Origin of the sequence: Janibacter sp. Soil728 (genome assembly GCF_001428305.1) — a bacterium.
In the GTDB taxonomy this organism is placed as follows: Bacteria; Actinomycetota; Actinomycetes; order Actinomycetales; family Dermatophilaceae; genus Janibacter.
This window is the reverse complement of the sequence record NZ_LMRZ01000004.1, coordinates 40,413-62,638: the sequence shown is the minus strand read 5'-3', so window position 1 is coordinate 62,638 and position 22,226 is coordinate 40,413. Positions and strand designations below refer to the sequence as shown.

At 70.6% G+C, this 22,226-nt stretch carries 23 protein-coding genes; 9 read left to right on the top strand and 14 right to left on the bottom strand.

What is annotated here, in order from left to right; translation table 11 throughout:
- Window position 1: 1 nt before the first annotated feature.
- Together ku and ASG73_RS07050 are read right to left on the bottom strand one after the other, a co-directional pair.
- Entirely contained in the window at window positions 2–964 is a 963-nt protein-coding gene (gene ku / locus ASG73_RS07055) for a non-homologous end joining protein Ku (RefSeq protein ID WP_055993006.1), read from the bottom strand.
- Between the two features lie 33 nt (window positions 965–997).
- On the bottom strand, window positions 998–2,896 hold the full coding sequence (locus ASG73_RS07050) for a hypothetical protein (protein ID WP_156466187.1): 1,899 nt from the start codon (window positions 2,894–2,896) through the stop codon (window positions 998–1,000).
- A gap of 173 nt (window positions 2,897–3,069) precedes the next feature.
- Between ASG73_RS07050 and ASG73_RS18540 the strand changes: the two genes are divergently transcribed.
- From ASG73_RS18540 to ASG73_RS07015, 7 genes are all read left to right on the top strand, one after another.
- Window positions 3,070–3,375, top strand: a complete 306-nt coding sequence (locus ASG73_RS18540) for a hypothetical protein (RefSeq protein WP_055993002.1) — start codon at window positions 3,070–3,072, stop codon at window positions 3,373–3,375.
- A gap of 456 nt (window positions 3,376–3,831) precedes the next feature.
- Window positions 3,832–4,575, top strand: a complete 744-nt coding sequence (locus tag ASG73_RS07040) for an ABC transporter ATP-binding protein (protein ID WP_055993000.1) — start codon at window positions 3,832–3,834, stop codon at window positions 4,573–4,575.
- Between the two features lie 74 nt (window positions 4,576–4,649).
- A complete protein-coding gene (locus tag ASG73_RS07035) occupies window positions 4,650–5,975 on the top strand; it encodes a hypothetical protein (protein ID WP_156466186.1) in 1,326 nt (441 codons plus the stop codon).
- Between the two features lie 92 nt (window positions 5,976–6,067).
- A complete protein-coding gene (locus ASG73_RS07030; protein WP_156466185.1) occupies window positions 6,068–6,574 on the top strand; it encodes a hypothetical protein in 507 nt (168 codons plus the stop codon).
- Window positions 6,575–6,617: 43 nt separating this feature from the next.
- On the top strand, window positions 6,618–7,511 hold the full coding sequence (locus tag ASG73_RS07025) for an ATP dependent DNA ligase (RefSeq protein ID WP_055992994.1): 894 nt from the start codon (window positions 6,618–6,620) through the stop codon (window positions 7,509–7,511).
- Window positions 7,504–8,391: a non-homologous end-joining DNA ligase gene (gene ligD / locus ASG73_RS07020; protein ID WP_055992992.1), complete on the top strand. Its 888-nt coding sequence runs from the start codon at window positions 7,504–7,506 to the stop codon at window positions 8,389–8,391. The genes ASG73_RS07025 and ligD overlap by 8 nt, the downstream gene beginning before the upstream one ends.
- A gap of 79 nt (window positions 8,392–8,470) precedes the next feature.
- On the top strand, window positions 8,471–8,872 hold the full coding sequence (locus ASG73_RS07015; protein ID WP_055992990.1) for a VOC family protein: 402 nt from the start codon (window positions 8,471–8,473) through the stop codon (window positions 8,870–8,872).
- Here the strand turns inward: ASG73_RS07015 and ASG73_RS07010 are convergent.
- The 11 genes from ASG73_RS07010 to ASG73_RS06960 all read right to left on the bottom strand — a co-directional run bounded on the left by ASG73_RS07010 (window position 8,859) and on the right by ASG73_RS06960 (window position 18,629).
- Window positions 8,859–9,473 (bottom strand): (2Fe-2S)-binding protein, encoded by a 615-nt coding sequence (locus ASG73_RS07010; protein WP_055992988.1) that lies wholly within the window; start codon window positions 9,471–9,473, stop codon window positions 8,859–8,861. The two genes, ASG73_RS07015 and ASG73_RS07010, sit on opposite strands and share 14 nt — an antisense overlap.
- Window positions 9,474–9,484: 11 nt before the next feature.
- Complete coding sequence (locus ASG73_RS07005; protein ID WP_055992985.1) at window positions 9,485–9,814, bottom strand: histone-like nucleoid-structuring protein Lsr2; 330 nt, start codon at window positions 9,812–9,814, stop codon at window positions 9,485–9,487.
- A 42-nt stretch (window positions 9,815–9,856) separates the two neighbouring features.
- Entirely contained in the window at window positions 9,857–10,063 is a 207-nt protein-coding gene (locus ASG73_RS07000) for a hypothetical protein (protein WP_055992983.1), read from the bottom strand.
- A gap of 1 nt (window position 10,064) precedes the next feature.
- Window positions 10,065–11,516, bottom strand: a complete 1,452-nt coding sequence (gene lysS, locus ASG73_RS06995; RefSeq protein WP_082567149.1) for a lysine--tRNA ligase — start codon at window positions 11,514–11,516, stop codon at window positions 10,065–10,067.
- Window positions 11,517–11,667: 151 nt separating this feature from the next.
- On the bottom strand, window positions 11,668–12,996 hold the full coding sequence (locus ASG73_RS06990; protein WP_156466184.1) for a DUF6297 family protein: 1,329 nt from the start codon (window positions 12,994–12,996) through the stop codon (window positions 11,668–11,670).
- Window positions 12,989–13,618 (bottom strand): ABC transporter ATP-binding protein, encoded by a 630-nt coding sequence (locus tag ASG73_RS06985; protein ID WP_055992976.1) that lies wholly within the window; start codon window positions 13,616–13,618, stop codon window positions 12,989–12,991. The genes ASG73_RS06990 and ASG73_RS06985 overlap by 8 nt, the downstream gene beginning before the upstream one ends.
- The gene (gene nadC / locus ASG73_RS06980; protein ID WP_055992973.1) at window positions 13,615–14,499 is read right to left on the bottom strand and encodes a carboxylating nicotinate-nucleotide diphosphorylase; all 885 of its coding nucleotides are present in this window, start codon (window positions 14,497–14,499) and stop codon (window positions 13,615–13,617) included. The genes ASG73_RS06985 and nadC overlap by 4 nt, the downstream gene beginning before the upstream one ends.
- Complete coding sequence (locus ASG73_RS06975) at window positions 14,496–16,328, bottom strand: L-aspartate oxidase (RefSeq protein ID WP_055992970.1); 1,833 nt, start codon at window positions 16,326–16,328, stop codon at window positions 14,496–14,498. Before ASG73_RS06975 ends, nadC begins: the two co-directional genes overlap by 4 nt.
- Window positions 16,321–16,764 carry an aspartate 1-decarboxylase gene (panD, locus tag ASG73_RS06970; RefSeq protein WP_055992967.1) on the bottom strand — a complete coding sequence of 148 codons (444 nt, stop codon included), beginning with the start codon at window positions 16,762–16,764 and terminating at the stop codon, window positions 16,321–16,323. Before panD ends, ASG73_RS06975 begins: the two co-directional genes overlap by 8 nt.
- Window positions 16,765–16,821: 57 nt before the next feature.
- A complete protein-coding gene (panC, locus tag ASG73_RS06965) occupies window positions 16,822–17,730 on the bottom strand; it encodes a pantoate--beta-alanine ligase (RefSeq protein WP_055992964.1) in 909 nt (302 codons plus the stop codon).
- Entirely contained in the window at window positions 17,727–18,629 is a 903-nt protein-coding gene (locus ASG73_RS06960; protein ID WP_055992961.1) for a Rossmann-like and DUF2520 domain-containing protein, read from the bottom strand. The genes panC and ASG73_RS06960 overlap by 4 nt, the downstream gene beginning before the upstream one ends.
- Window positions 18,630–18,723: 94 nt before the next feature.
- Between ASG73_RS06960 and ASG73_RS06955 the strand changes: the two genes are divergently transcribed.
- Entirely contained in the window at window positions 18,724–19,662 is a 939-nt protein-coding gene (locus ASG73_RS06955) for an SAM-dependent methyltransferase (protein WP_055992959.1), read from the top strand.
- Here ASG73_RS06955 and ASG73_RS06950 read toward each other — a convergent pair.
- A complete protein-coding gene (locus tag ASG73_RS06950; protein WP_055992956.1) occupies window positions 19,645–20,874 on the bottom strand; it encodes an SGNH/GDSL hydrolase family protein in 1,230 nt (409 codons plus the stop codon). The genes ASG73_RS06955 and ASG73_RS06950 overlap by 18 nt on opposite strands.
- Before the next feature lie 55 nt (window positions 20,875–20,929).
- Between ASG73_RS06950 and ASG73_RS06945 the strand changes: the two genes are divergently transcribed.
- On the top strand, window positions 20,930–22,111 hold the full coding sequence (locus ASG73_RS06945) for an NADH-quinone oxidoreductase subunit D (RefSeq protein ID WP_055992953.1): 1,182 nt from the start codon (window positions 20,930–20,932) through the stop codon (window positions 22,109–22,111).
- Window positions 22,112–22,226 lie beyond the last annotated feature (115 nt).

The window sequence follows — 22,226 nt, the reverse complement described above, 5'->3', positions numbered from 1 at the left end:
GTCAGCTCGCCTTCTTCTTCGGAGCCGACTTCTTCGCCGCCGACGACTTGGCTGCGGTCTTCTTGGCGGGTGCCTTCTTCGTGGCAGCCTTCTTCGTGGTCGACTTCTTGGCTGCGGTCTTCGTGGCCGGCGCCGCCTTCTTCGCCGGAGCCTTCTTGGCGGGAGTCTTCGCAGCCGGAGCGCTCTCCCCGCGGGAGGCCTTGGCCTTCTCGACCGACCTGGCCAGCGCCGCGAGCAGGTCGACGACCTCGCCGGACTCCTCCTCGTCGGACTCCACGTGCTGGACCTCGCCCCCTTCGAGCTTGGCCTTGACGAGCGCCTCGACGGCGAGCGCGTAGTCGTCCTCGAACTCGCTGGGGTCGTAGTCGCCGGCCAGCTCGTCGATGAGCATGCGGGCCATCGACATCTCCTTGTCGCTGACCTCCTGGTCCTCGATCGTCGCGAAGTCCGCAGCGCGGACCTCGTCGGGCCAGAGCATGGTCTGCATGACGATCACGCCATCGCGCACGCGCAGGACGGCCATCGTCATCCGGGTGCGGATCGAGACGGTGACGATCGCCATCCGGCCCTGGACCTCGAGCGCCTCGCGCAGCAGGACATAGGGCTTGGCCGCGGACTTGTCCGGCTCGAGGTAGTAGCTCTTGTCGAGGAGCATCGGGTCGATCTGGTCCTCGGGGACGAACTTCTCGACGCTGATCTCCTTGCTGGAGCGCGTCGGGAGGTCGGCCATGTCCTCGTCCGTCAGGACGATCATGTTGCCGTCCTCGGTCTCGTACCCCTTGGCGATGTCGTCGTAGGCGACCTCTTCGCCGTCCTTGCTGCAAAAGCGCTTGTACTTGATCCGGCCCCCGTCGGTGCGGTGCACCTGACGGAACTGGACGTCGTGGTTCTCCGTCGCCGAGTACAGACGGACCGGGACGTTGACGAGGCCGAAGGAGACGGCGCCCTTCCAGATTGCACGCATGCTGTCCTCCCGCAGGTGTGGGTCGGTGGAAGCCTACGCGTCGGGGTCGGGCCGTAGAGCGTAGATCCGCGAGGGTCCGCCACTCTCTGACGCCACGATCAACCCTAGTCCCTTGCCGGTGACCGCGACGGGTACGCCGTCGGGATCGACGACCGGCTTGGGGAGCGGCTCGGTGTCCGCTCCCTTCGTCGTCGTCAAGGACGTGCGCGACCACGCCCGGTCATCGAGGATCCGGAGGGTCTCCCAGTTCTGGCCCAGCTGGTTCTTCTTGCCCGTCACCAGATCGATCGCCTCGGTCCCGGCGGTGGCCCAGGACCCGTCCGGGGAGATGTGGAAGTCCTCCTGCGCGACCCTCCCGGGGACGGTCATCTTCCACGCCACGCTCATCTGGTCCGAGACGTCGTACCCGACCAGGTGGGTCGTCTGGTTGCTGCGGGTCCAGTTGACCACGAGGGTCGTGCCCCCGACCCCGAGCACGGTGCCCGGCAACGACCCGTAGGCCGGCGGGGTGAGCAGCGTTCCGGTGGTGACCTCGCCACCATCGCCGGAGGACCACCAGTGACCCGCCGAGCCGACGGACAGCACGCGCCCCTCCGCGTCAGCAGCCACGGGGTGACCGCTCGACGGCAGGGTCCGCTTGCGCAGGTCGCCGTCGTGCAGGACGAGAGCGGTGAGGGTGTCCTCGTTGGCGAGCAGCGGTACCGGGCTGCCGGCGACGAGCACGAGGTCCGTCTCGGTGAAGCTCCACGTCTGGGGTGTCGGAGCCGAGCCGGTCGCGTCGAGGTCGCTCCAGAGGAAGAGGTCGTTGGCCGTGGCGGCGATGACGGCCGGCTCGTCCTTCCAGGTGATCAGCTGGGGTGGGCCGGTGAGTGCCGCATCGACCGGGCTGGACCAGATCTCGGCACCGTCCGAGGCGCGCAGTGCCGTGATGTCGGGAGACGCGGCATCACCCGTGGTGGTGATCGCCGTCCCCTCGGCGAAGAGCACCGTGGGCGCCCGGTCACCCGACGCGATCGGCGGCGAGGTCCATGCCGTCTGGCTCGTCCAGCCGTGCACCGGACCCACCGGCGAGAGACCGGGGGTGGCCGTCGAGGTGTCCCCGCCCCAGGGCAGGCCCCCCGCGATGACGAAGGGGGTGGCCCCCAGCGCCACGACGACCGCCACCGCGGCGGCCAGCAGTGCCCAGCGACCTCGCCGGGGCGAGGGCGCTGGCGCGGGCGCACCCCAGGTGCTCGGCGGGCCGGCCCAGGACCCGGCCGGCGTCGGGCCGGCTCCAGCGGCTGGTCCGCCACCCGCTGACCCACCGGCGGGTCCGCCCGCGAAGAGATCGCGCACGTCGATGCGCGGCTGGGTGTCCATCTCGTCCTCGGGCACCTCGTCCTCACCGACGACCTGCATCACGCCCTCCCACGCGACGCGCGATGCAGGCGGGAGCGCTGCCTGCTGCAGCGGATCCGCCAGCGGGTGCGGGTCGTGGGGCACGACGAGGGTGGCGCGGGCGAGCCCCGCGAACCTCGCGGTCACCTCGCTCGGCGCCGGGTGCCGGGCGTCGGCCCGGGACAGCGCTACGACGGCCCCTGCGGCCAGGGCCGCTCCTCGGCCACCCCAGCCGTGGAGGGCCTGCAGCTTGGCCGCTGCGGAGTCCACGTCGGCGGTGGTCGCGGCGATGACGACCTGGTCGGCACGGTCGATGACCTGCGCCCAGTGCAGCGGGTGGCTGGCCGTCGCGATGACCAGTCCCTGCGCGCCCCGGGCCAGGCGGTGCGCCACGGTGACCCCGGGACCACTGGACGTCAGCTCGGCGCCCTTCGACAGCAGTGAGTAGCCCTCACGGCGGATGGCGGCCGCCGCGAGCATGGACGCGGCCGCCGCAGCGAGCGGGCCCTCGCCGATGACCACGACGGCGCGTGCGGCGCTCTGGTCCTGGCGCACGAGGTCCCCTCCCTGACGTGACTGCTGGCTGGGCGAGGTCCCCACGGTCCTTTCGCCCCGCGCCACGATATCCCGGTCGGCGCGTGACGACGGCAGGATGGGTCCATGCGTCCGATGCTCGCCACCCTCACCGAGACCGTCCCACCCGGGCCGGAGTGGGTGCACGAGGTCAAGTGGGCCGTGACGTCACCGTCGCCTTCCCCGAGCTGGTCCCGCTGGCCGACCTCTTCGACGACATGCTCCTCGACGGCGAGGTGGTCTCCTTCGTCGACGAGCACCCGAACTTCGCGGCGCCGCCAGAGCAGACGGTGCGTCGCGCATGCCGAAGTACAGCCCGGGCCGCCGTCGAGCGCTCCGTGATTGCGCCCGCAGCGACAGCGTGGTCTGATGTCTCCACATCATCCTCTGTCTCCACATCATCCTCGCTGGAACCGGTCAACGACGATCAGGTCAGGGGTGATTGTCACGGACATCCGTGACAAGGGGAGGGACAAGGTTCATGAATCAATTCGGGGATGGCAACAAGCGGTCGTTGGGGCTGAGGCAGTTCGCGTCAGCAGTTGGATTTGCGGTGGCAATCATTGCAGCACCTTTAGGCGCTCATGCCGTCACCTATGGCTCGAACGACGGGTCGGGCTCTCACGTCCGCACCGCGACCTATTCCAACGGCGGGTACTCCTCAGGAAGCACCCGGAGCTACTCGACATCGAAGTACGTGTACCCGTCGGGGAAGGTGGAGTTTTCACTGCCGTGCACTGACAAGTGGATGGGACGGTACGCGCCGAACACCAACTCGACGAGCTACGTAACGCGAGGCGGTTCGGTCACAGTCCTTGCTCCCGGCTGTCACTTCGACAACCTGCGATCCAGGTTGTGCCGGGACATCAACGGCGTGCCTGACCCGTGCGGCACTGCGTCAGCCAAGTATTGATGCCATGAGGCGCCCCCACTCCGATGCGTTGGAGATCGACGGGTTGACCTTGGCGTATGGGGGCACGAATGTTTTGGAGCAGGCCACGGCGCGATTCGCGGCCGAGATCACCTGTGTCGTTGGCACGAACGGCGCGGGCAAGTCGACGCTGCTGCGCGCACTCGCCACGCTGATCAGACCCCGCGCGGGATCGATTCTATATGGGGAGGTGGACGTGTGGGGTTCCGCGGCGGCGCTGCGGGACTATCGCACTCAGGTCGGCTGGGTGCCGCAGGAGATCGACATGCCCGGCTCGGCGACCGTGATTCAGGTCCTGCGGTACGCGGCGTGGTTGAAGGAGCTGCCGAGGCAGGCTTGGCCACACGCAGAGGAGCGTGTCCTAAGCATTACCGGATTGGGTGAGCTCGCTGGTCGGCCGGTCGGCCGACTGTCGGGAGGGCAACGGCGACGAGTGATGCTCGCGGCCGCGCTGATATCCACTCCCCGGATCGTCCTCTTGGACGAACCAACCGTCGGGCTCGACTCCGAACACCGAACTGCGCTGTACGACGCCCTACGACTAGTCGCGCAAGAGTCGATCGTCGTGCTGTCGACACACCTCCTCGAGGACTTGGCGAGCATCGCCGACGTAGCGATTGAAGCCGTCGGCGGCGGGCTGCGACCGATCGATGCACCCAACTCGGACGTGGATGTCGCTGACCGAGCCGCGTTCTACCTGCGGCGGATGAGCTCGCCACTCACCTCGTGAGTATCGACTTTCGCCAAGCGGCGGGTCGGCGAGGCGGTCAGCCACGCGGGCTCGCCCCTGTGCTGCGTCGGCGGGTGTCCGCGCTCTGGTTGGGGATCACCATTGTGTGCACCGCAGCCGGCTTGATCATGGTCTGGGCAACCCGGGGCAAATGGTTGGGCTGGCTGCCGGGAACGGTGAGCGCTTCCCAAGATCCGACATTCGTGTGGACCTGCGTCGTGGCCGGCTTCGGCTGTTGGCTGGCCTTGCCCTTGCGCGCGGGCTTCCTGCGTGAGCTGGCAGTCGGGTCAGCGCGACCAGCGCAGGCTCGTTACCGCGCGAGCGTGGTGGTCAGTGCCACCAGCGGCATAGTCAGCTACCTCATGCTGCTGGCCGCGATGGTGTGGCTGAGCTACTCCAAGGCAGTGGACGTCGGGCCGGTGCTGGGCTGGGCATCGGCCGGTCTCATCGCGGTGCAGGTTTGCTCCGCCGTGTGCTGGGCAAGCGTCGGCGTCGCTACAGCTCGGTTCTTACCGGGATTTCTCGCTCTGCCAATCGCGGTGGCGATCCCTTACGCCTGGAACGCGCTCTTGGTCACCCGAGGCGACGGGGCTACTTGGGCAGCCTTGGCGTCCAACGACGCATCCGGTTGGGATTTCGATTCACCAACGGCCTCGTCCACGATCGTTCGGGTGGCGTGGTGGCTGGCACTGGCGATGACAGCATTGGCCGTGGCGTGTCTCGGCCGCGCGCGGCTGAGGCCGACCTTGGTGTGCCTGAGTGTCGCGCTGGCAGCCACCATGCTGCTACCGCCGAGTTGGTCCCCGATCGCCGGCAGCACTGACGTGACGTGCGCCGGTGAGGCGCCCCGCATGTGCACACTTGGGAGCTACGCCAACCGTGTGGCCGACTACCAGCGCGCAGCCAACCTGTCGCTGGCCCCCCTTCCGTCTCAACTGCGCCCGACAACCATCGGTCCGGATCGGGCCTCGACGGGACCAGCCGGCGACGGACACGGGGAACAGCCGCCCGAGCCGGATTATCCAGGAATCGCCCACGACGGCTATCTCGTGTGGCAACCGAGCGATGGGCGGTATTCCCCGACCCGACGGGTCGACGTCCAGCGGTGGGAGGCCGAGCTGGCGGTGAGCCTGCTCGTGGGGCCGTGCCTCGATAACAGTGCCAATATCGCGCTGTTGCGGTGGTGGGGGCAGCAACGCTCGATTGACGTCTTCGCCGCTGCCGGGTCGGGCCCACAGCCCATGATCGCTCAGGTCCTCGAGCCAACGGCGTGGGACAACGCGATCCGCCTCGGTGACCGGTTAGCCGATCTCCCCGACGAACAGGTGCGGGACTGGCTTGCCGGACAGGAACGTCCCCCGACGGATTGCGAGCTTGATGTGGACGACCTGCCGTCGTGAACCCGCCTCTCATGGCAGGACTCGGTCCCGGTAGTGCACCGCGGCTAGCGCTGGGCTGGCTGCTCTGGTTCGCCGCGACGTGGGTCGTGGTGGTGACCGCGACGCACTTCGAGCTTCCGGACCTGGCCCAACGGGTGGACCTTCCGCCCACGTTGCTGACGCAATGGGGCGGGGTGGCCCTGGCGTTCGTGCCGCTGCCGCATGCCTACCTGCTCACCCGGGACGTGCCGTGGTTGGTCGCGGTGACTCCCCGCCGCCACACCACCCTTCATGCGGTCCGCATCGCCATGCATCTGTGCCTGAGTGCGCTGGGGATGACCACCGTGCTGACGATCCTTGGACCGACGGTCGCCAGTGGGCAACTCGCTGCCCTCTGGCTTGCGTATTGGGGGTTGACCCTGGTTGGGCTCGCGGCCCGTGGGCGCCCGGGGGTGGTGACGCCGACCGTCGTCGCGATCTTCATGTCCGTCCCGGGTCTGGTTCCCTGGGACTACAACATCGCGTACAACGACACTCTCAGTGCGCCCCGCGCAGCAACCGGCCTGATGCTGATGGGGATTGGCCTGATCGCCGCCGTCACTCGTCCACGCAGCCTCTAGCCGGTCAGGTCCCCACGACGTCCGGTGTTGCAGGATTGGACCCATGCGCCCGATGCTCGCCACCCTCACCGAGACCGTCCCGCCCGGGCCGGAGTGGGTGCACGAGGTCAAGTGGGACGGCATGCGCATCCTCGGCCGTGACGTCACCGTCGCCTTCCCCGAGCTGGTCCCGCTGGCCGACCTCTTCGACGACATGCTCCTCGACGGCGAGGTGGTCTCCTTCGTCGACGGCAGACCATCCTTCGCGGCGCTCGCCGACCGTATGCACGTGGCCGACGCGCGCAAGGCTGCACGGGCCGCGGCCGCCCGACCGGTGACCTTCGTCGTCTTCGACGTGGTGCGGCTGCTCGGTCAGGACCTGACGACACAGCCCTGGTCGGCCCGTCGCGCCCTGCTCGAGCAGCTCGACCTCGAGGGCCCGCGCTGGCAGGTCCCAGCGACCCACGACGACGGCGAGGGCCTGCTCGCCGCCACCGCCGAGCAGGGTCTCGAGGGCATCGTCTCCAAGCGCCGCAGCTCGCCCTACGCCCCCGGGCGCCGCTCCCCCGACTGGCTCAAGCGCCCCCACCGCGACACCCTCTCGGTCGTCGTCGGCGGCTGGCGGCCAGAGACGGGTGGCAACCGGCTGGGCTCCGTGCTCGTCGGCCGCCCGGGCGAGGGCGGCTGGGAGTTCGTCGGGCGCGTCGGTGCCGGCCTGGCCGGACGTGCCGGCGCGGGTCTCCTCACGCGGCTGCGTCCGCTGGAGCGAGCGGCGTCGCCCTTCGCCGGTCCGGTGCCGCGCGAGGACGCCGAAGGGACCACGTGGATCGAGCCCGAGGTCGTCCTCGATGTCGCGAGCCTGGGGCGCAGCGGTGGCGGGCGACTGCGGCAGCCGTCCTACCAGCGGGTGCGCTCCGACCTCACCGCCGCCGACCTGCTGGAGACGACCGATGGCTGACCCCAAGGGCACGACCACCCGGGTCGAGGTCGCCGGGCGCACGATGCGCCTGACCTCGCTCGAGAAGGTCATGTACCCCGCGACCGAGACGACCAAGGGCGAGATCCTCTCCTACTACGCCCGAGCCGGCGAGACGGTGCTGGCGCACCTGGCGGGGCGACCCGTCACCCGGGTGCGCTTCCCGCACGGCGTGGAGGACATGAGCTTCTTCGAGAAGAACCTGCCCTCCGGCGCGCCGAGCTGGCTGCCGAGGGTGGACGTCTCGGACGTGACCTATCCCCTCGTGGAGGACCTCGCGCAGCTGACCTACCTGGTCAACCTCAACAGCATCGAGCTGCACGTGCCGCAGTGGCGGGTCAACGCGGACGGCGAGCGGCGCAACCCCGATCGGCTCGTCATCGACCTGGACCCCGGCAAGCCGGCCGGTCTGCACGAGTGCGCCCGCGTCGCGCTCCTGCTGCGCGAGCGGCTCGGTGGGCTCGGTCTCGACCTGCACCCGGTGACCTCGGGCAGCAAGGGGATGCAGCTGTATGCCCGCCTCGGGGGTGACCTCACGAGCGACCAGGTCCGTGACCTGGCGCAGCAGCTCGCGCAGGAGATGACGCACAAGCACCCCGACCTCGTGCTGTGGAAGATGACCAAGACGCTGCGGCCCGGCAAGATCTTCATCGACTGGAGCCAGAACGTCGCGGCCAAGACCACGGTCTGCCCCTACTCGATGCGCGGCCGGGAGGACCCGTGGGTCGCCGCTCCACGGACGTGGGACGAGGTCGAGGCGGGGGCGCAGGACGCCGACGCACTCACCCAGCTGGACTTCGAGCAGGTGCTGGAGCGGCTGGACGAGCACGGCGACCTGCTCGCGCCGTTGCTCGCCGACTGACGCTCCGGCCACGCGCATCCGGCGCGCACCTTCCGATTCGTCCAAGACACCCGGCGCCCCAGAGGGCACGCTGGACGACATGGACGACATGGACGACATGGACGACATGGACGACATGGAGATCTCACCCAAGCTGGTGGTCAGTGACGCCACCGCTGCCATGGCCTTCATGGTCGACGTGCTCGACGCGCGTCCGGGACCGGTCCACCGCAGCGGTGGCGCCGTCCAGCACGCCAGCGTGACCGTGGCCGGTCGGGCCTTCAGCCTCAAGGACGCCGATGCCTACGATCCCGTGCCGACGCCCGGCGCAATCGTGGAGGTGGTGTGTGCCGACCCGGACTCCCTCGCCGAGCGGGCGGTCGCTCACGGCGCGACGGTGCTGATCCCCGTGGACGACCAGCCCTACGGTGCGCGTGCGGGACGCCTCGTCGACCCGTGGGGCACGCAGTGGCTGGTCACGACGCCCGTCAAGGACGTCTAGGGCAACCGGCGCACGGCTGGCAGCCCGGCAGCGAGTAGATGAGGCAACAGGAGAGCCGCTCCGGTGGTGGTGCGCCGACGAGGCGGGCCAGAGCGATCTCCCACATGTCCTCGACCATGCCGAGGCGCTGGCGGCTGCTCATCCTCGTCGGGGACGGCAGCGCTGTCGCGACCTCGCTGGCCGTCGCACGGTAGCCCTCGTAGGCGATGTCCAGCCGCTCGATGTCGTCGTCGACGCGACGGTGGTCGCCCACGCGCACCTGCGCGGTGACGGGATAGAGATAGGTGGGCTCGAGACCGATCGACCAGAGCGCTGGGTCCGCCGACAGGGCGAAGGGGGTCCCGGTCGCCGCCGCGGAGATGACCGTGGCCAGCGGGTCGATGAGGTACTGCAGGACGAAGGCGGACGGCATCCCCGGCGGAGCCGTGCCCCACTGCTCGATCGTCAGCTCGCGATAGGTGTCGATCCACCCCGGAGTGATCTCGTGGACTCCGGCGAGGGATATGCCGAGGTCCGGGTCGCCCTCATCGGCGACCCGGACCTGCAGCACGGCAAGGGACCGGCCCAGCCGCGTGACCGCATCGCGCAGCTCAGCGGTCATGGGTGAGTGACTCAGCCGTTGGCCTTGGCATAGGCGTCGCGCACCTTCTGGCTGATCCGCCCGCGGTCGGAGACGTCGTGGCCGTTGCTGCGGGCCCACTCACGGATCTTGCTCAGCTCACCGCTGCTGGAGCGAGCAGCCGACGAGGTCCCGCTGCTCTTGCGACCGGAGACCCGACGACCGGCGCCGACATATCCGGCGAGCGCGTCGCGCAGGGCCGCGGCATTCTTGTCGTTGAGGTCGATCTCGTAGGTCACGCCATCAAGAGCGAAGGTGACGGTCTCGGTGGCGTCGCCGCCATCAAGGTCGTCTTCGAGGATGATCTGGACACGCTGCGCCATGGGAATTCCAATCGTGAGGTAAATGACTGACCCCCACAATAGTCATGAATTCGGGGAATCTCCCGAGTTATCCCCAGAGCCCGCCTTGTCAGCCGCCGCCTGGTGATCTGCATTCCACTTGGCGAGCGCCTTTCGCTCGCTGCGGTCGGCCTCAATCATGTAGCGAATGATCCAGTAGAAGAGAAAGGCAACACCGACTGTGGGCAGCAATGCCGCCACATAGGGCCAGTACTCATTGATGAAGTCCATCTCAGGCCTCAGGCTTCAGATGCGGAAAGAGGATGGTCTCTCGGATACCCGCACCGGTGAAGAGCATGATGAGCCGGTCGATGCCCAGCCCCAGACCACCCATGGGCGGTGCGCCGAACTCCAGGGCGCGCAGGAAGTCCTCGTCCAGCTGCATCGCCTCGTCGTCACCGGCGGCCGCGCGACGCGACTGGTCCTCGAGGACCTCCCGCTGGATGACCGGGTCGATGAGCTCGGAGAAGGCAGTACCGCGCTCGACGCCGCCGATGAAGAGGTCCCAGGCCTCGATCTGACCCGGCTTGTCACGGTGCGGGCGAGCGAGCGGCTGCGCGATGGCGGGGTAGTCGCAGATGAAGGTCGGCTGCACGCACGTCGGCTCGACGAGCTCGGCGACCAGCTCCATGGCGGCCTTGCCGGCGTCCCACGCGGGGTCGAGCTGGACCCCCTTCGCGTCGGCGATCTCGCGCAGGCGCTCCAGCGGGGTGCCCACGTCAACGCTCTCGCCGACGGCCTCGCTCAAGCCGTCGTAGAAAGAGAGCCAGCGCCATTCACCGCTGAGGTCTGCGTCACCAAGGGGCGTGCTCACGACGGTGGACCCGGCGACCTTCGCCGCGGCCAGGTGCAATTCTTTGATGAGCTCGGCCATCGTGAACTGGTCACCCCAGGCCTCATAGACCTCGAGCGAGGTGAATTCGGGCGAGTGCGTCGAATCAACACCCTCGTTGCGGAAAAGGCGACCCATCTCGTAGACCTTGTCGATGCCACCGACGACGGCCTTCTTCAGGGGCAGCTCCAAGGCGATGCGCAGCGACATCTTCTGGTCAAAGGCATTCATGTGGGTGTCAAAGGGGCGCGCAGCCGCGCCGCCGTGCACCAGCTGCAGGACGGGCGTCTCGATCTCGATGAAGGAGCGCGCGTGCAGGGTCTCGCGGATGGCGCGCACGATGCCGGCGCGCAGGCGCACCATGTCGCGCGCCTCCTGGCGCACGACGAGGTCGGCGTAGCGCTGACGGACGCGGGCCTCCTCCGACAGCTCCTTGTGCAGGACCGGCAGGGGGCGCAGTGCCTTGGATGCCATCGTCCACGCCGTCGCCATGACGGAGAGCTCGCCGCGGCGGGAGCGGATGACCCGACCGGTGACCGCGACGTGGTCGCCCAGGTCGACATCGGCCTTCCACCGCGCGAGGGACTCCTCGCCGACCTCGGCGAGGGAGAGCATCACCTGCAACCTGGTCCCGACGCCCTCCTGGAGAGCGGCGAAGGCGAGCTTGCCCGTGTTGCGCACGAACATCACCCGGCCGGCGACGGTGACGACGTCCTGGGTCTCCTCACCGGTCTCGAGCTGCTGCCAACCCTCGTCGACCTCGGCCAAGGAGTGGGTGCGGCCCACCGTGACCGGGTACGCCTGCTGGCCGTCGGCGAGCAGACGATCGCGCTTGGCGCGACGGATGCGCATCTGCTCGGGCAGCTCGTCGTCGACGGGGGGGCCGGTGGGGTTGTCACTCACGGGTCACCACGATATCCGCGACCTCTGCGGACCCCGAATCCGCACGCTGTCGCGCTCGCCACGCAGCCGGCCAGTGCCCTGCCGGGCCGACGGCCGCCCGTCAGTCCCGTGGGCGCAGGAGCTGCCAGGCCGCGAGGCCGGCGCAGGCGAGCAGAGCGAGCGGTCCTTGGTCGACCGCGGCCCCGATGAGCACCACCGCGGCGCCTGCGAGCACGATGTCGGGACCGAGGACGAGACGCTGGATCAACCCGACGTGGACGGCTCCGCCGGGGGTGGCGAAGGCAGCCCCGAGATCCGGCGGCGGGTCGCAGGCGCGCATCGCCCCGGCCATCGCGGCGAAGGCGAAGGCCACGGGGGCCCACCACGGCAGACCGAGGGCACCCACCGCGATGAGCGACCCCACGACCGCCATGACGAAGGGGGGCACCGCCAGGACCGCCGCGACGGCGCCCGGGTGGTCCGGGAGGGCACGACGCAGCCCCGGGGTGGTGAGCCACGTCGACAGGCCGCCGGCACTGGTGCGGGCGACCGCGAAGACGACCAGCGCCGCGAGCACTGCTCCGGCGAGCCGCCCGAGGAGGAGGCCCACGACGAGCGCGCCCACGCACGAGAGCAGGGCGGTGAGCAGCTGTCGGGATCGGCGGGCGAGTGCGTGGAACTCGTGGACGAGGATGCTCGGCAGTGGGCCACCGGCACCGGGGCGGCTCGCGTACCTCCCGCGTCGGGCGAGGCGTCGGCGAGCGGCCAGCACCTCCAGGGCCACGGTGTCGAGCATGAGTGTCGCGGCAGTCACCGCCTGGACCACCTGTCCGGCTCGGGCCAGCTCGCCGTCGGGCACGGCCCGTGCGGCTCGCGCCGAGACGAAGGAGCCGCCCTGCCGGCGCAGCGTGATGGGTGTGAGGAGCAGGCACACGAGCAGGCCCACGGCCGCACAGGCGACGACGGAGACGACCGGGGCCGCACTCAGGCCGGCCCCGCTGGCGACGGCGAACCCCACGAGGACACCCCACGAGGCACCGGCCACCACCGCGACGAGCAGTACTCGCAGGACCTGGCCGCGCAGCAGGAGTGCCCGGTCCGCCGGCGTGGACAACAGCCAGCTCGCCTGCCCAGGGTCCGCGGACACCGGCCCGACGGCCCGCAGTCCGACCACTGCTGCGAGGAGGCCGAGCGCTGCCGCGACGAGCGCGACGACGTCATGGCCGCCGGCGTCGAGGCAGACGGCGGTGTCGCAGTCGGGTTGCAGGATGGCCGGCCCGGTGGCGGCGAAGAGCATCGTCAGCAGTGTCGCGGCGATGAAGAGGCCCACGTACCAGTCCTGGAGAACCTGCAGCGGGCTGGGCGCGTGGGTCGCCCGGCGTCGCGTGCGCAGCACCTCCTTGGCAGCCTGCCGGTCACCGGTGAGCGACTCGGTGCTCACCTCAGACATCACCCTTGAGGGTCACGATGCGCGCACCGCTGCGCCGCACCACCTCCGGGTCGTGGCAGGCGACGAGCACAGCGCGGCCCGTCGCGGCGTGACCAGCCAGCCAGTCACCGAGCCATGCCCGTCCCGCGTCGTCGAGCCGCTGCTCCGGCTCGTCGGCCAGGAGCAGCGTCCACGGCCGCACCATGGCCGTCGCGAGCGCGAAGCGTTGGGCCTGACCGGACGACAGGGTCCCCGGGAGCTGGTCGGCGACGTGGTCGATCTGCGCCTCGTCGAGCGCGCCCGCGACGACCGCAGCAGGGTCCTCGACGGCGTGCCCGCGGGCCAGGAGGTCGAGGTGCTCGGCAACCGTGAGGTCGGGGAGGATCCCGAGATCCCCCAGCACGGCGCACACCGCACGCCGGGTCTGCGGCTGACGGGTGTCGAGCCGGTGGTCGCCGAGCAGGACCTCCCCTTCGTCGGCGGTGTCCGCTCCCACGATGCACCGCAGGGCGGTGGACTTGCCGACGCCGTTGGGCCCGACGAGGGCCACGACCTCACCGGCGGCGATCTCCAGGTCGAGACCCACGAGCACGGACCGCCCACCGAATCCCTTGGTCAGGCCCGTGACGCCCAGGATGTTCATGCGAGGTCGAGCGCGAGGTCGACGATCGGCGAGGAGTGGGTCAGCGCACCGACGCTCATGAAGTCGATCCCCGTGGCTGCGTACTCGGCGGCGACGGCGAGGGTCAGCCCACCGGTCGCCTCGATCTCGACGTCCTCGCCCCGCTCGTCCGCCCAGGCCCGCGCGGCGATCACGGTCGCCCGCAGCAGGTCGGTGGGCATGTTGTCGCACATGAGGAAGCGGGAGCCGGCCTCGAGCGCCTCGAGCGCCTGCTCGGTCGTCTCCACCTCGACCTCGACGGCCACGTCCGGGTACCGCTCGCGGATGGCGGCGTAGGCCGGGCCCACTCCCCCGGCGGCGAGCACGTGGTTGTCCTTGACCATCGCGACGTCGAAGAGGCCCATCCGCTTGTTGGTGCCACCTCCGGCGCGAACGGCGTACTTCTCGAGCACGCGCAGCCCGGGCGTCGTCTTGCGGGTGTCGAGGACGGTGCACCCGCTCCCCTCGAGCGCGTCCGCCCAACGACGGGTGTGGGTGGCGACACCGGAGAGCCTCGACATGATGTTGAGCAGGGTCCGCTCGGCCATGAGCACCTGCTGGGCCGGTCCGTCGAGGACGGCGATGACGTCCCCGGGCACCAGCCGCGTGCCGTCGGCGATCCGCACGTCGAGCGAAGGGGGGATCCCCCCGGTCCTCGTGGCGACCCCCTCGAGCACCAGGGCGATGACCGGCGCACCGGCGAGGACTCCGGCCTCGCGGGCCACGACGTGGCCGGTCGCGATCTGGTCGGCGGGGATCGTCGCGGTGCTCGTGACGTCGAGCCCGTGGGGACCGAGGTCCTCGTCGAGCGCGATGTCGACGAGCCGTCGGGCATCGTCGATCGGGAAGTCGGGCGTGGTCACTGCATCCCCTCCTGCGGGTCCTCGTCTGCGTCGTCGTCAGCCTCGGGCCAGGCGAGGTCGACGTCGAGCTTGATGACGGCGAGCTCGCCGTCATCGGGGTCGCGCACGTGCAGCAGATGGGCGGCCCACCCTGCGTCGTCGTGCTCGGGGTGGTCGCGGCGCACGTGACCACCGCGGGTCTCCTCGCGCAGGTGCGCGGCCGTGGCCAGCGCCTGCCCGAGGTGCAGCAGGTTGGTCGTCTCCCACGAGAGCGGACCGGGCTCGGCGGTGCCCGAGGGCAGCGCCGCCAGGGTGGCCAGCTCGGCGAGTGCCTGGCTGGTGGACTCCGCGGAGCGCAGCGGACCGACCCCGCGCGTCATCGTGCGCTGCACCTCGCTGCGGTGACGGGCGTCGAGCAGCCCGGTCCCCCCTTCGTCCTGCATTGCCCTAGGGGAATGCACACCGGCCTCCCCGTCCTCCTGCATTGCCCTAGGGGAATGCACACCGGCCTCCCCGTCCTCCTGCATTGCCATAGGGGAATGCAGATCAACAGCGGGCAGCTCACCGGCCGTGAGCCGCTGCGTGAGGTCCTCGGCGATGCGGTGGGCGAAGACCAAGCCCTCGAGCAGCGAGTTGCTGGCCAGCCGGTTGGCGCCGTGGACCCCGGTGCACGACGTCTCGCCGCAGGCGTAGAGACCGGGCAGGTTGGTCCGGCCACGCAGGTCGGTGCGCACCCCGCCCGAGGCGTAGTGCTGCGCGGGCGCGACGGGGATCGGCTCGGTCGCCGGGTCGATCCCGAGCTCGCGGCAGCGCGCGACGATGGTCGGGAAGCGCTGCTCGAGGAAGTCTGCGCCGAGGTGCCGCGCGTCGAGGTAGACGTGGTCGGTGCCGGTCGCCTCCATGCGCTCGAGGATGGCGCGCGCGACCACGTCGCGCGGGGCGAGATCGGCCATCGGGTGCAGGCCGGTCATGAAGGCCTCGCCCGCCTCGTCGACGAGCACGGCACCTTCGCCGCGCACCGCCTCGGAGACCAGTGGCTGCTGCCCGGTCGCGCCCTTGCCCAGATGCATGACGGTGGGGTGGAACTGGACGAACTCGAGGTCCGCGAGCGCCGCCCCGGCCCGCAGCGCCGCGGCCATCCCGTCGCCGGTGGCGACGGGTGGGTTGGTCGTCGCGGAGTAGATCTGGCCCAGGCCACCGGTCGCGAGCACGACGGCGCGGGCGTGGGCCGCCCCGATGCCGTCGATCTCGCCCTCGCCAATGACGTGCACCGTGGCTCCGCCCACCGTCCCGTCGGACGTGGTGAGCAGGTCGAGGACCAGCGCGTGCTCGATGATCTCGATGCCCGGGTCGGCCCGCACGGCCTCGAGCTGGGCGATGAGCGCCCTGGAGATCTCGGCACCGGTGGCATCACCGCCGGCGTGGGCGATGCGGTCGCGGTGGTGGCCCCCTTCGCGAGTGAGGGTGATCTCTCCGGCCGCGTCGGTGTCGAAGCGCGCCCCGAGACCGATGAGCTCGCGCACCCGGACCGGCCCCTCGGTGACGAGGACCTCCACGGCCGCGTCGTCGCACAGCCCGACACCCGCGACGAGCGTGTCGTCGAGGTGCTCCTCGGGCGAGTCCTCCGGAGCGAGCGCCGCGGCGATGCCGCCCTGCGCCCACCTGGTCGAGCCGGCGGACAGCTCGGTCTTGGTGACGAGGATGACCCGGTCGACGTGCTCGCGCAGCCGCAGCGCACAGGTCAGGCCGGCGATGCCGGACCCGACGACGAGGACGTCCGCACGGGTCGTCCACCCCGGGGTCGGGGAGGTCAGGTACCGCGGCAGGACGACCGGCGCAGGGTCATGCACCTGCTGCGCCCTCCGGGTGCTCGCGGTGGGTGACGGCCGAGGTCTTCAGCCCGAAGCCGTCCGGCACGTCACCGGGGTCGTGGTACTGCTCGACGATCCTGTTGTCCCCGTCGACGAAGACGACATTGGGCTCGAAGGTCCTCGCCTCCTGGTCGTCCATCGCGGCGTAGGCGATGATGATGACGATGTCGCCGGGTGAGACGAGCCGGGCGGCCGCACCGTTGATGCACACGATGCCGCTGCCGCGCTCGCCCTCGATGGCATAGGTGGTCAGACGGCTGCCGTTGTCCACGTCGACCACGTCGACCTGCTGGCCGGGGAGCATCCCGGCCGCGTCCATGAGGTCCATGTCGATGGTGAGCGACCCGACATAGTGCAGGTCGGCCTGCGTGACCGTGGCCCGGTGGATCTTGCTGTGGAGCATGAAGCGCTGCACGGGGATGTCCTTCTGATCGGCGGATGACCGAGGTTCAGTCTCTCAGAACCTCACGGCTCACCCGCGTGGCGCCGCCTCGGGGCTGTCCGAGAAGACCTCACGCGCTCCTCCACCGGGGCCGACCAGCACGGGAATGTTGTCGATCAGGCGGGTGCTGCCGACCTTGGCCGCGACCGCGAGCAGGGCCTCGCCCTTGTACCACTCGGGCACGTGGTCGAGCGTCGTCGGATGGACGAGCGCGAGGTAGTCGACGAGCGCCAGGGGCTCCTCGATGAGCACCCCACGGGCAGCGCGACGGATGGCCGACGGTCCCTCCTCGGCCTGGGCCGCTCCGGCCTGCAGCGCCCTGGAGAGCGCGAGCGCGGTCTGCCGGTCGCTGTCGGAGAGGTACATGTTGCGGCTGCTGAGGGCCAGCCCGTCCTCCTCGCGCACGGTCGGCACGGCGACGACGGTCGCGGGGAAGTCGATGTCGCGCGCCATCCGTCGGATGAGGAGCAGCTGCTGGGCGTCCTTCTGCCCGTAGTAGAAGAGGTCACCACGCGTCAGGTGCATGAGCTTGCCGACGACGGTGAGCATCCCGTCGAAGTGGCCCGGCCGGGACTGCCCCTCGAGGACGTCACCGAGCGGCCCGGCGGAGATGCGCACGCCCGGGTCGCCGTCCGGGTAGATGACGTCCGGGGTCGGCGCGAAGACGAGGTCGACCCCCTCGCGGGTGCAGATCTCCAGGTCCGAGTCGAAGGTGCGCGGGTAGCGCGACAGGTCCTCCTTGGGCCCGAACTGCAGGGGGTTGAGGAAGATCGTCACGATCACGTGCTCGGCTCGCTCGCGGGCGGTGCGGATCAGCCGGGCATGCCCCTCGTGGAGCGCGCCCATCGTCATGACGACCGCGACGTCGCCGCGGGTGAGGGCGGCGCGGGCGGGTGCCAGCTCGTCGCGTGTGCGGGCGACGACAGGGGCGGCGGTCATCTGGTCTCCTCGTCGAGGGTGGTCAAGATGGTCTGGGCAGCATCGTCGCGCAGTCGTCCGCTGCGCGAGGCGCGCAGCGCGGTCGCCCGTGCCTGCGCCCGGTAGGCGGGGGCGATGTCCTCCGAGAGGGTGGACAGCTCGCTCAGGTGCGCCGCCACGGTACCCGCGTCACCCCGTGCGACGGGACCGGTGAGCGCCCCGTCCCCGGAGGAGAGCGCGTTGTCCAGGCTGGCCTGGAGAAGTGGGCGCAGGACGCGGTCCGCAGGGTCGATGCCGGCCGAGCGCAGGATCTCCATCGCCTGGGCGACGAGGGTGACCAGGTGGTTGCTGCCGTGGGCCAGCGCCGCGTGGTAGCGACCGCGGGACTCCTCAGGCACCCAGACCGGCTCGCCGCCCATCTCGACGACGAGCGCCTCGGCGACGGGACGCAGCGCCTCCGGTGTGGTGATGCCGAAGCAGCACTCGGTCAGCCGGTGCAGGTCGAGGCTGGTCCCCGTGAAGGTCATGGCCGGGTGGATCGCCATCGGGAGCAGCCGGTCGGCCACCGGGGCGAAGGGGGCCAGCCCGTGCCTGCCCGAGGTGTGGGCCACGAGCTGCCCGGTCACCCAGGTGTCCGTGGCGTGCAGTCCGGCGACGAGGTCGGTCAGGGCGTCGTCGGGGACGGCGAGGATCACGAGCTGGGCAGCCTGGACGACCTCGGGCACGGGCAGCACGGGCACCCCCGGCAGCAGCAGGTCGGCGCGATCGCGCGACTCCTCGGAGACGGCCGAGACGGCGACGACCTCGTGGCCCGCGGAGCGCAGTGACGCGCCGAGGACGGCGCCGACCCGACCGGCGCCGACGACCCCGATCCGCAGGGTCGGTCGGGCGGGGATCGGTGGTGGGGCGGGGATGCTCACCGGCCAGACGGTACCCGCCCGGCCAGTCCTCCCCCCTTCCGCATCTCCTTGTGGTCGTGCGCATTCCAGGCCGCATCTCCTTAAGGTCGTGCGCATGGTGCGGACGTGGGAGCAGGCGTGGGGCGAGGCCCTGTACGGCGAGGCGGGCTTCTACCGGCGCCCGGAGGGGCCGGCGGGCCACTTCGCCACCTCCGCCCAGGGGCCAGCCGCCGACCTGCTGGCCGGCGCCCTCCTCGAGCTGGCGCGAAGGGAGTCACTCACGACGATCGTCGACGTCGCCTGCGGGCGCGGCGAGCTGCTGGGCAGCCTTGCTGCACAAGCAGATCCATCGGTGCGGTTGGTCGGCGTCGACGTGGTCGACCGACCCGCCGACCTCCCGAAGCGCATCGAGTGGGTGCGCTCACCGGGCGGCGCAGAGCTGCCAGATCTCGACTCCCCCGCACAGGCGCTCGTCCTCGCTCACGAGTGGCTCGACGTCGTGCCCTGCCCGATCGCCGAGGCGGACGAGGACGGCGTGCTGCGCACCGTCCTCGTCGACGAGGACGGGATCGAGACCCTCGGCGGCCCTCTCCCCGACGAGGACCGGGCGTGGTCCGACACGCGCTGGCCCGGCCCCCGCGCGTCCGGCGACCGGGTCGAGGTGGGCCGGACCCGCGACGCCGCCTTCGACGCCCTGGTCGCCCGCACCGGCTCCGGGCTGGTGGTGGCCATCGACTACGGCCACACCGTGGCCGCTCGCCCGACCGCAGGGACCCTCATCGGGTTCGCCGAGGGCAGCGCCTGTCCCCCGGTGCCCGACGGGAGCTGCGATGTGACCGCCCACGTGGCGATGGACTCCCTCGGTGCGGACGAGCTGCGCACCCAGCGGGATCTGCTGCGCGAGCTGGGGGTCGACGGCGCGCGGCCGCCGCTCGAGCTGGCCAGCACCGACCCGGCCCGCTACCTCGCCGGTCTCGCCGCTGCGTCGCACGCTTCGGCACTCACGGGATCAGGGGCCGGCGACTTCCTCTGGGCCCTACGACGCGTCGGATGAGGCGCCACCCGTGGTGGCCTTCTCCCCGTTCGGCGCGAGGATCTCGGTCAGGCTGGCGGCGATCAGCGGCTGCCCGGCTGCCGACGGGTGCAGCCCGTCGATGAAGTATCGCGAGCTCGGGTCAGCCGGTGGGAGCACCGCCGACAGGTCGACGAAGCTCACCCCTTCGTGCACCGTCCTGGCCTGCATCTGTCGGAGGTACGCCGACCATGCGGGTTGGCCCGGCACGTGCTGAGGGGCGAACCAGCCGACGAGCAGGATCGGGCCCTCGTACCCCATGCCGCGCGCCTGCTGGACGAGCGAGTCGAGGCTGCTGCCGAACTGCGCAGCCGGGATGTCCGCGCGCAGGTCGTTGAACCCCAGTGCCACGAGGAGCAGATCGGGGTCGAGGGAGAGCGAGTCCCTGAGATAGGTCGGCGTCCGGGCGATCGTCTGCGCCGACACCCCCGACCGAGAGGCGTCGAGGACGTGCACGCAGCGGTCCCGGTCCCCGCGGAAGGGGGTGAGGTCCGTGACCGTGGCCCACGTCGGGCTCGTCGCCGGGAGGGCATTGCGCACTGTCACGGTGTGGGTTCCGGGGCCGAGGTCGCCGGACGACCACACCTTGCGTTCGGCCCTCGGGTCGGTGTCGGTAGGAACCGCCAGGCCGTGCGCGGGGACGGTCCCGTCGATCTCGATGCGCAAGGGGCCGCCGGCGAATCGGGTGCGATAGCCGATGTCCACGGAGTCAGCCGTGACGGTCCAGGTGATCGCGCCGCCGGGCTCGAGGGTGCGTCCTCGTCCCCCCGGTCCCAGCGTGGGGGCAGGTTCGGTCGGGCCCGTGACGAGCGGGTCGGGCAGTGTCGGTGCCCGGTAGTCCGTGGGTATCAGCGAGGTGGTGCCGTACCACCCACCGGCGCTCGTCGGGCAGCCGGACGTGCCTGACCGCGTGCGCAGTCCTGCCTGCACCCGATCGAGCCAGCGCCGCTCCAGGTGGTCACTCAGCCCGTACCCCTCGCTGACGGAGTCGCCGAGGACCACGACGCGGGCCGCGGCGCGGTCGTCGCGTCCTACCGCCTCGAACCACGGGTCCAGCACCGCTGGGGACTCGACCGCCGCGACACCGGTGGCGCTCTCCCCTTCGCCGTAGGTGTCGGAGCAGCCACCGAGCAGGCCGAGACCGAGCGTCAGGGCCACCAGCCCCGCACCTGCTCGTCGCGTCGCGCGTGCCATCCGGCCATCGTGCCAAACCGCCCTCCGCGTGCCGGGCTGACGCATACTGGCGGGCATGACGAGCGCACCGGGCCCCGACGGCACCCGGACCCTCGACGTCGGGGTGGGCGACGGCTCCCTCGCGAGTGCCGACATGGTGCTCAACATCGGCCCGCAGCACCCCGCGACCCACGGGGTCCTGCGTCTGCGGGTCGTCCTGGACGGCGAGCGCATCATCTCGGCGGACCCGATCGTCGGCTACATGCACCGTGGCGCCGAAAAGCTCTTCGAGGTGCGCGACTATCGCCAGATCACCGTCCTGGCCAACCGGCACGACTGGCTCTCGGCCTTCGCCAACGAGCTCGGTGTCGTGCTGGGCGTCGAGGCGATGCTCGGCATGGAGGTGCCCGAGCGGGCCACCTGGGCGCGGACCCTGCTCGCCGAGCTCAACCGGGTGCTCAACCACCTGATGTTCCTGGGCTCCTACCCCCTCGAGCTCGGCGCGATGACGCCGATCTTCTACTCCTTCCGCGAGCGCGAGGAGATCCAGGCCGTCATGGAGGAGATCTCCGGCGGGCGGATGCACTTCATGTTCAACCGCGTCGGCGGGCTCAAGGAGGACCTGCCGGCCGGGTGGTTGGACCGGGTGGCCGTGGCGGTCGCCGCGGTGCGCGCCCGTATGCCGCAGCTCGAGTCGCTGATCGTCGGCAACGAGATCCTTGACGGGCGCACCCGCGGTATCGGCGTCCTGCCCGCTGAGCTCGCCTGCGCCTACGGGGTCTCCGGGCCCATCGCCCGGGCGAGCGGTGTGGACATGGACCTGCGTCGTGATGCTCCCTACCTGTCCTACGGCGAGCTCTTCGGCGAAGGGGGGCCCGGCCGGGTCGTCACCCGCACCGCAGGCGACTCCTTGGCCCGGCTGGAGGTCCTGCTGGAGCAGACCCATGTGAGTCTCGATCTCGCCGACGCGTGCGTGGAGCGGTTGCGCTCCCTCGAGCGGGGACCGATCAACCAGCGCCTGCCCAAGGTGCTCAAGGTGCCTGAGGGCGAGCGGTACACCTCGACCGAGGGCCCTCTGGGCCTCAACGGCTACCACCTCGTCTCCCGCGGCGAGAAGACTCCGTGGCGGTTGAAGCTGCGCTCGGCCTCCTTCAACAACGTGCAGGTCCTGCGCGAGCTGCTGCCCGGCTGCCTCGTCGCCGACATGGTGTCCGTGCTGGGCTCGATGTTCTTCGTGGTGGGGGACGTCGACAAGTAGGCGCCGAGATGGGTACGGCGGCCCGTCGACGGTGTCTTGAAGACCGCCTGCTGACAAAAGTCTGAGAAAACCTTGAGTACCTTCTCAGCAGTCGGTAAGTTTCACTGCGACGGCG

Excerpts from the sequence above, each read along its gene's own strand:
- ku (WP_055993006.1), bottom strand. The coding sequence starts at position 964 with ATGCGTGCAATCTGGAAGGGCGCCGTCTCCTTCGGCCTCGTCAACGTC.
- ASG73_RS07040 (WP_055993000.1), top strand. The coding sequence starts at position 3,832 with ATGAGGCGCCCCCACTCCGATGCGTTGGAGATCGACGGGTTGACCTTG.
- ASG73_RS07025 (WP_055992994.1), top strand. The coding sequence starts at position 6,618 with ATGCGCCCGATGCTCGCCACCCTCACCGAGACCGTCCCGCCCGGGCCG.
- ligD (WP_055992992.1), top strand. The coding sequence starts at position 7,504 with ATGGCTGACCCCAAGGGCACGACCACCCGGGTCGAGGTCGCCGGGCGC.
- ASG73_RS07015 (WP_055992990.1), top strand. The coding sequence starts at position 8,471 with ATGGACGACATGGACGACATGGACGACATGGACGACATGGAGATCTCA.
- ASG73_RS07010 (WP_055992988.1), bottom strand. The coding sequence starts at position 9,473 with ATGACCGCTGAGCTGCGCGATGCGGTCACGCGGCTGGGCCGGTCCCTT.
- ASG73_RS07005 (WP_055992985.1), bottom strand. The coding sequence starts at position 9,814 with ATGGCGCAGCGTGTCCAGATCATCCTCGAAGACGACCTTGATGGCGGC.
- ASG73_RS07000 (WP_055992983.1), bottom strand. The coding sequence starts at position 10,063 with ATGGACTTCATCAATGAGTACTGGCCCTATGTGGCGGCATTGCTGCCC.
- lysS (WP_082567149.1), bottom strand. The coding sequence starts at position 11,516 with ATGCGCATCCGTCGCGCCAAGCGCGATCGTCTGCTCGCCGACGGCCAG.
- ASG73_RS06990 (WP_156466184.1), bottom strand. The coding sequence starts at position 12,996 with ATGTCTGAGGTGAGCACCGAGTCGCTCACCGGTGACCGGCAGGCTGCC.
- ASG73_RS06985 (WP_055992976.1), bottom strand. The coding sequence starts at position 13,618 with ATGAACATCCTGGGCGTCACGGGCCTGACCAAGGGATTCGGTGGGCGG.
- panC (WP_055992964.1), bottom strand. The coding sequence starts at position 17,730 with ATGACCGCCGCCCCTGTCGTCGCCCGCACACGCGACGAGCTGGCACCC.
- ASG73_RS06955 (WP_055992959.1), top strand. The coding sequence starts at position 18,724 with ATGGTGCGGACGTGGGAGCAGGCGTGGGGCGAGGCCCTGTACGGCGAG.
- ASG73_RS06950 (WP_055992956.1), bottom strand. The coding sequence starts at position 20,874 with ATGGCACGCGCGACGCGACGAGCAGGTGCGGGGCTGGTGGCCCTGACG.
- ASG73_RS06945 (WP_055992953.1), top strand. The coding sequence starts at position 20,930 with ATGACGAGCGCACCGGGCCCCGACGGCACCCGGACCCTCGACGTCGGG.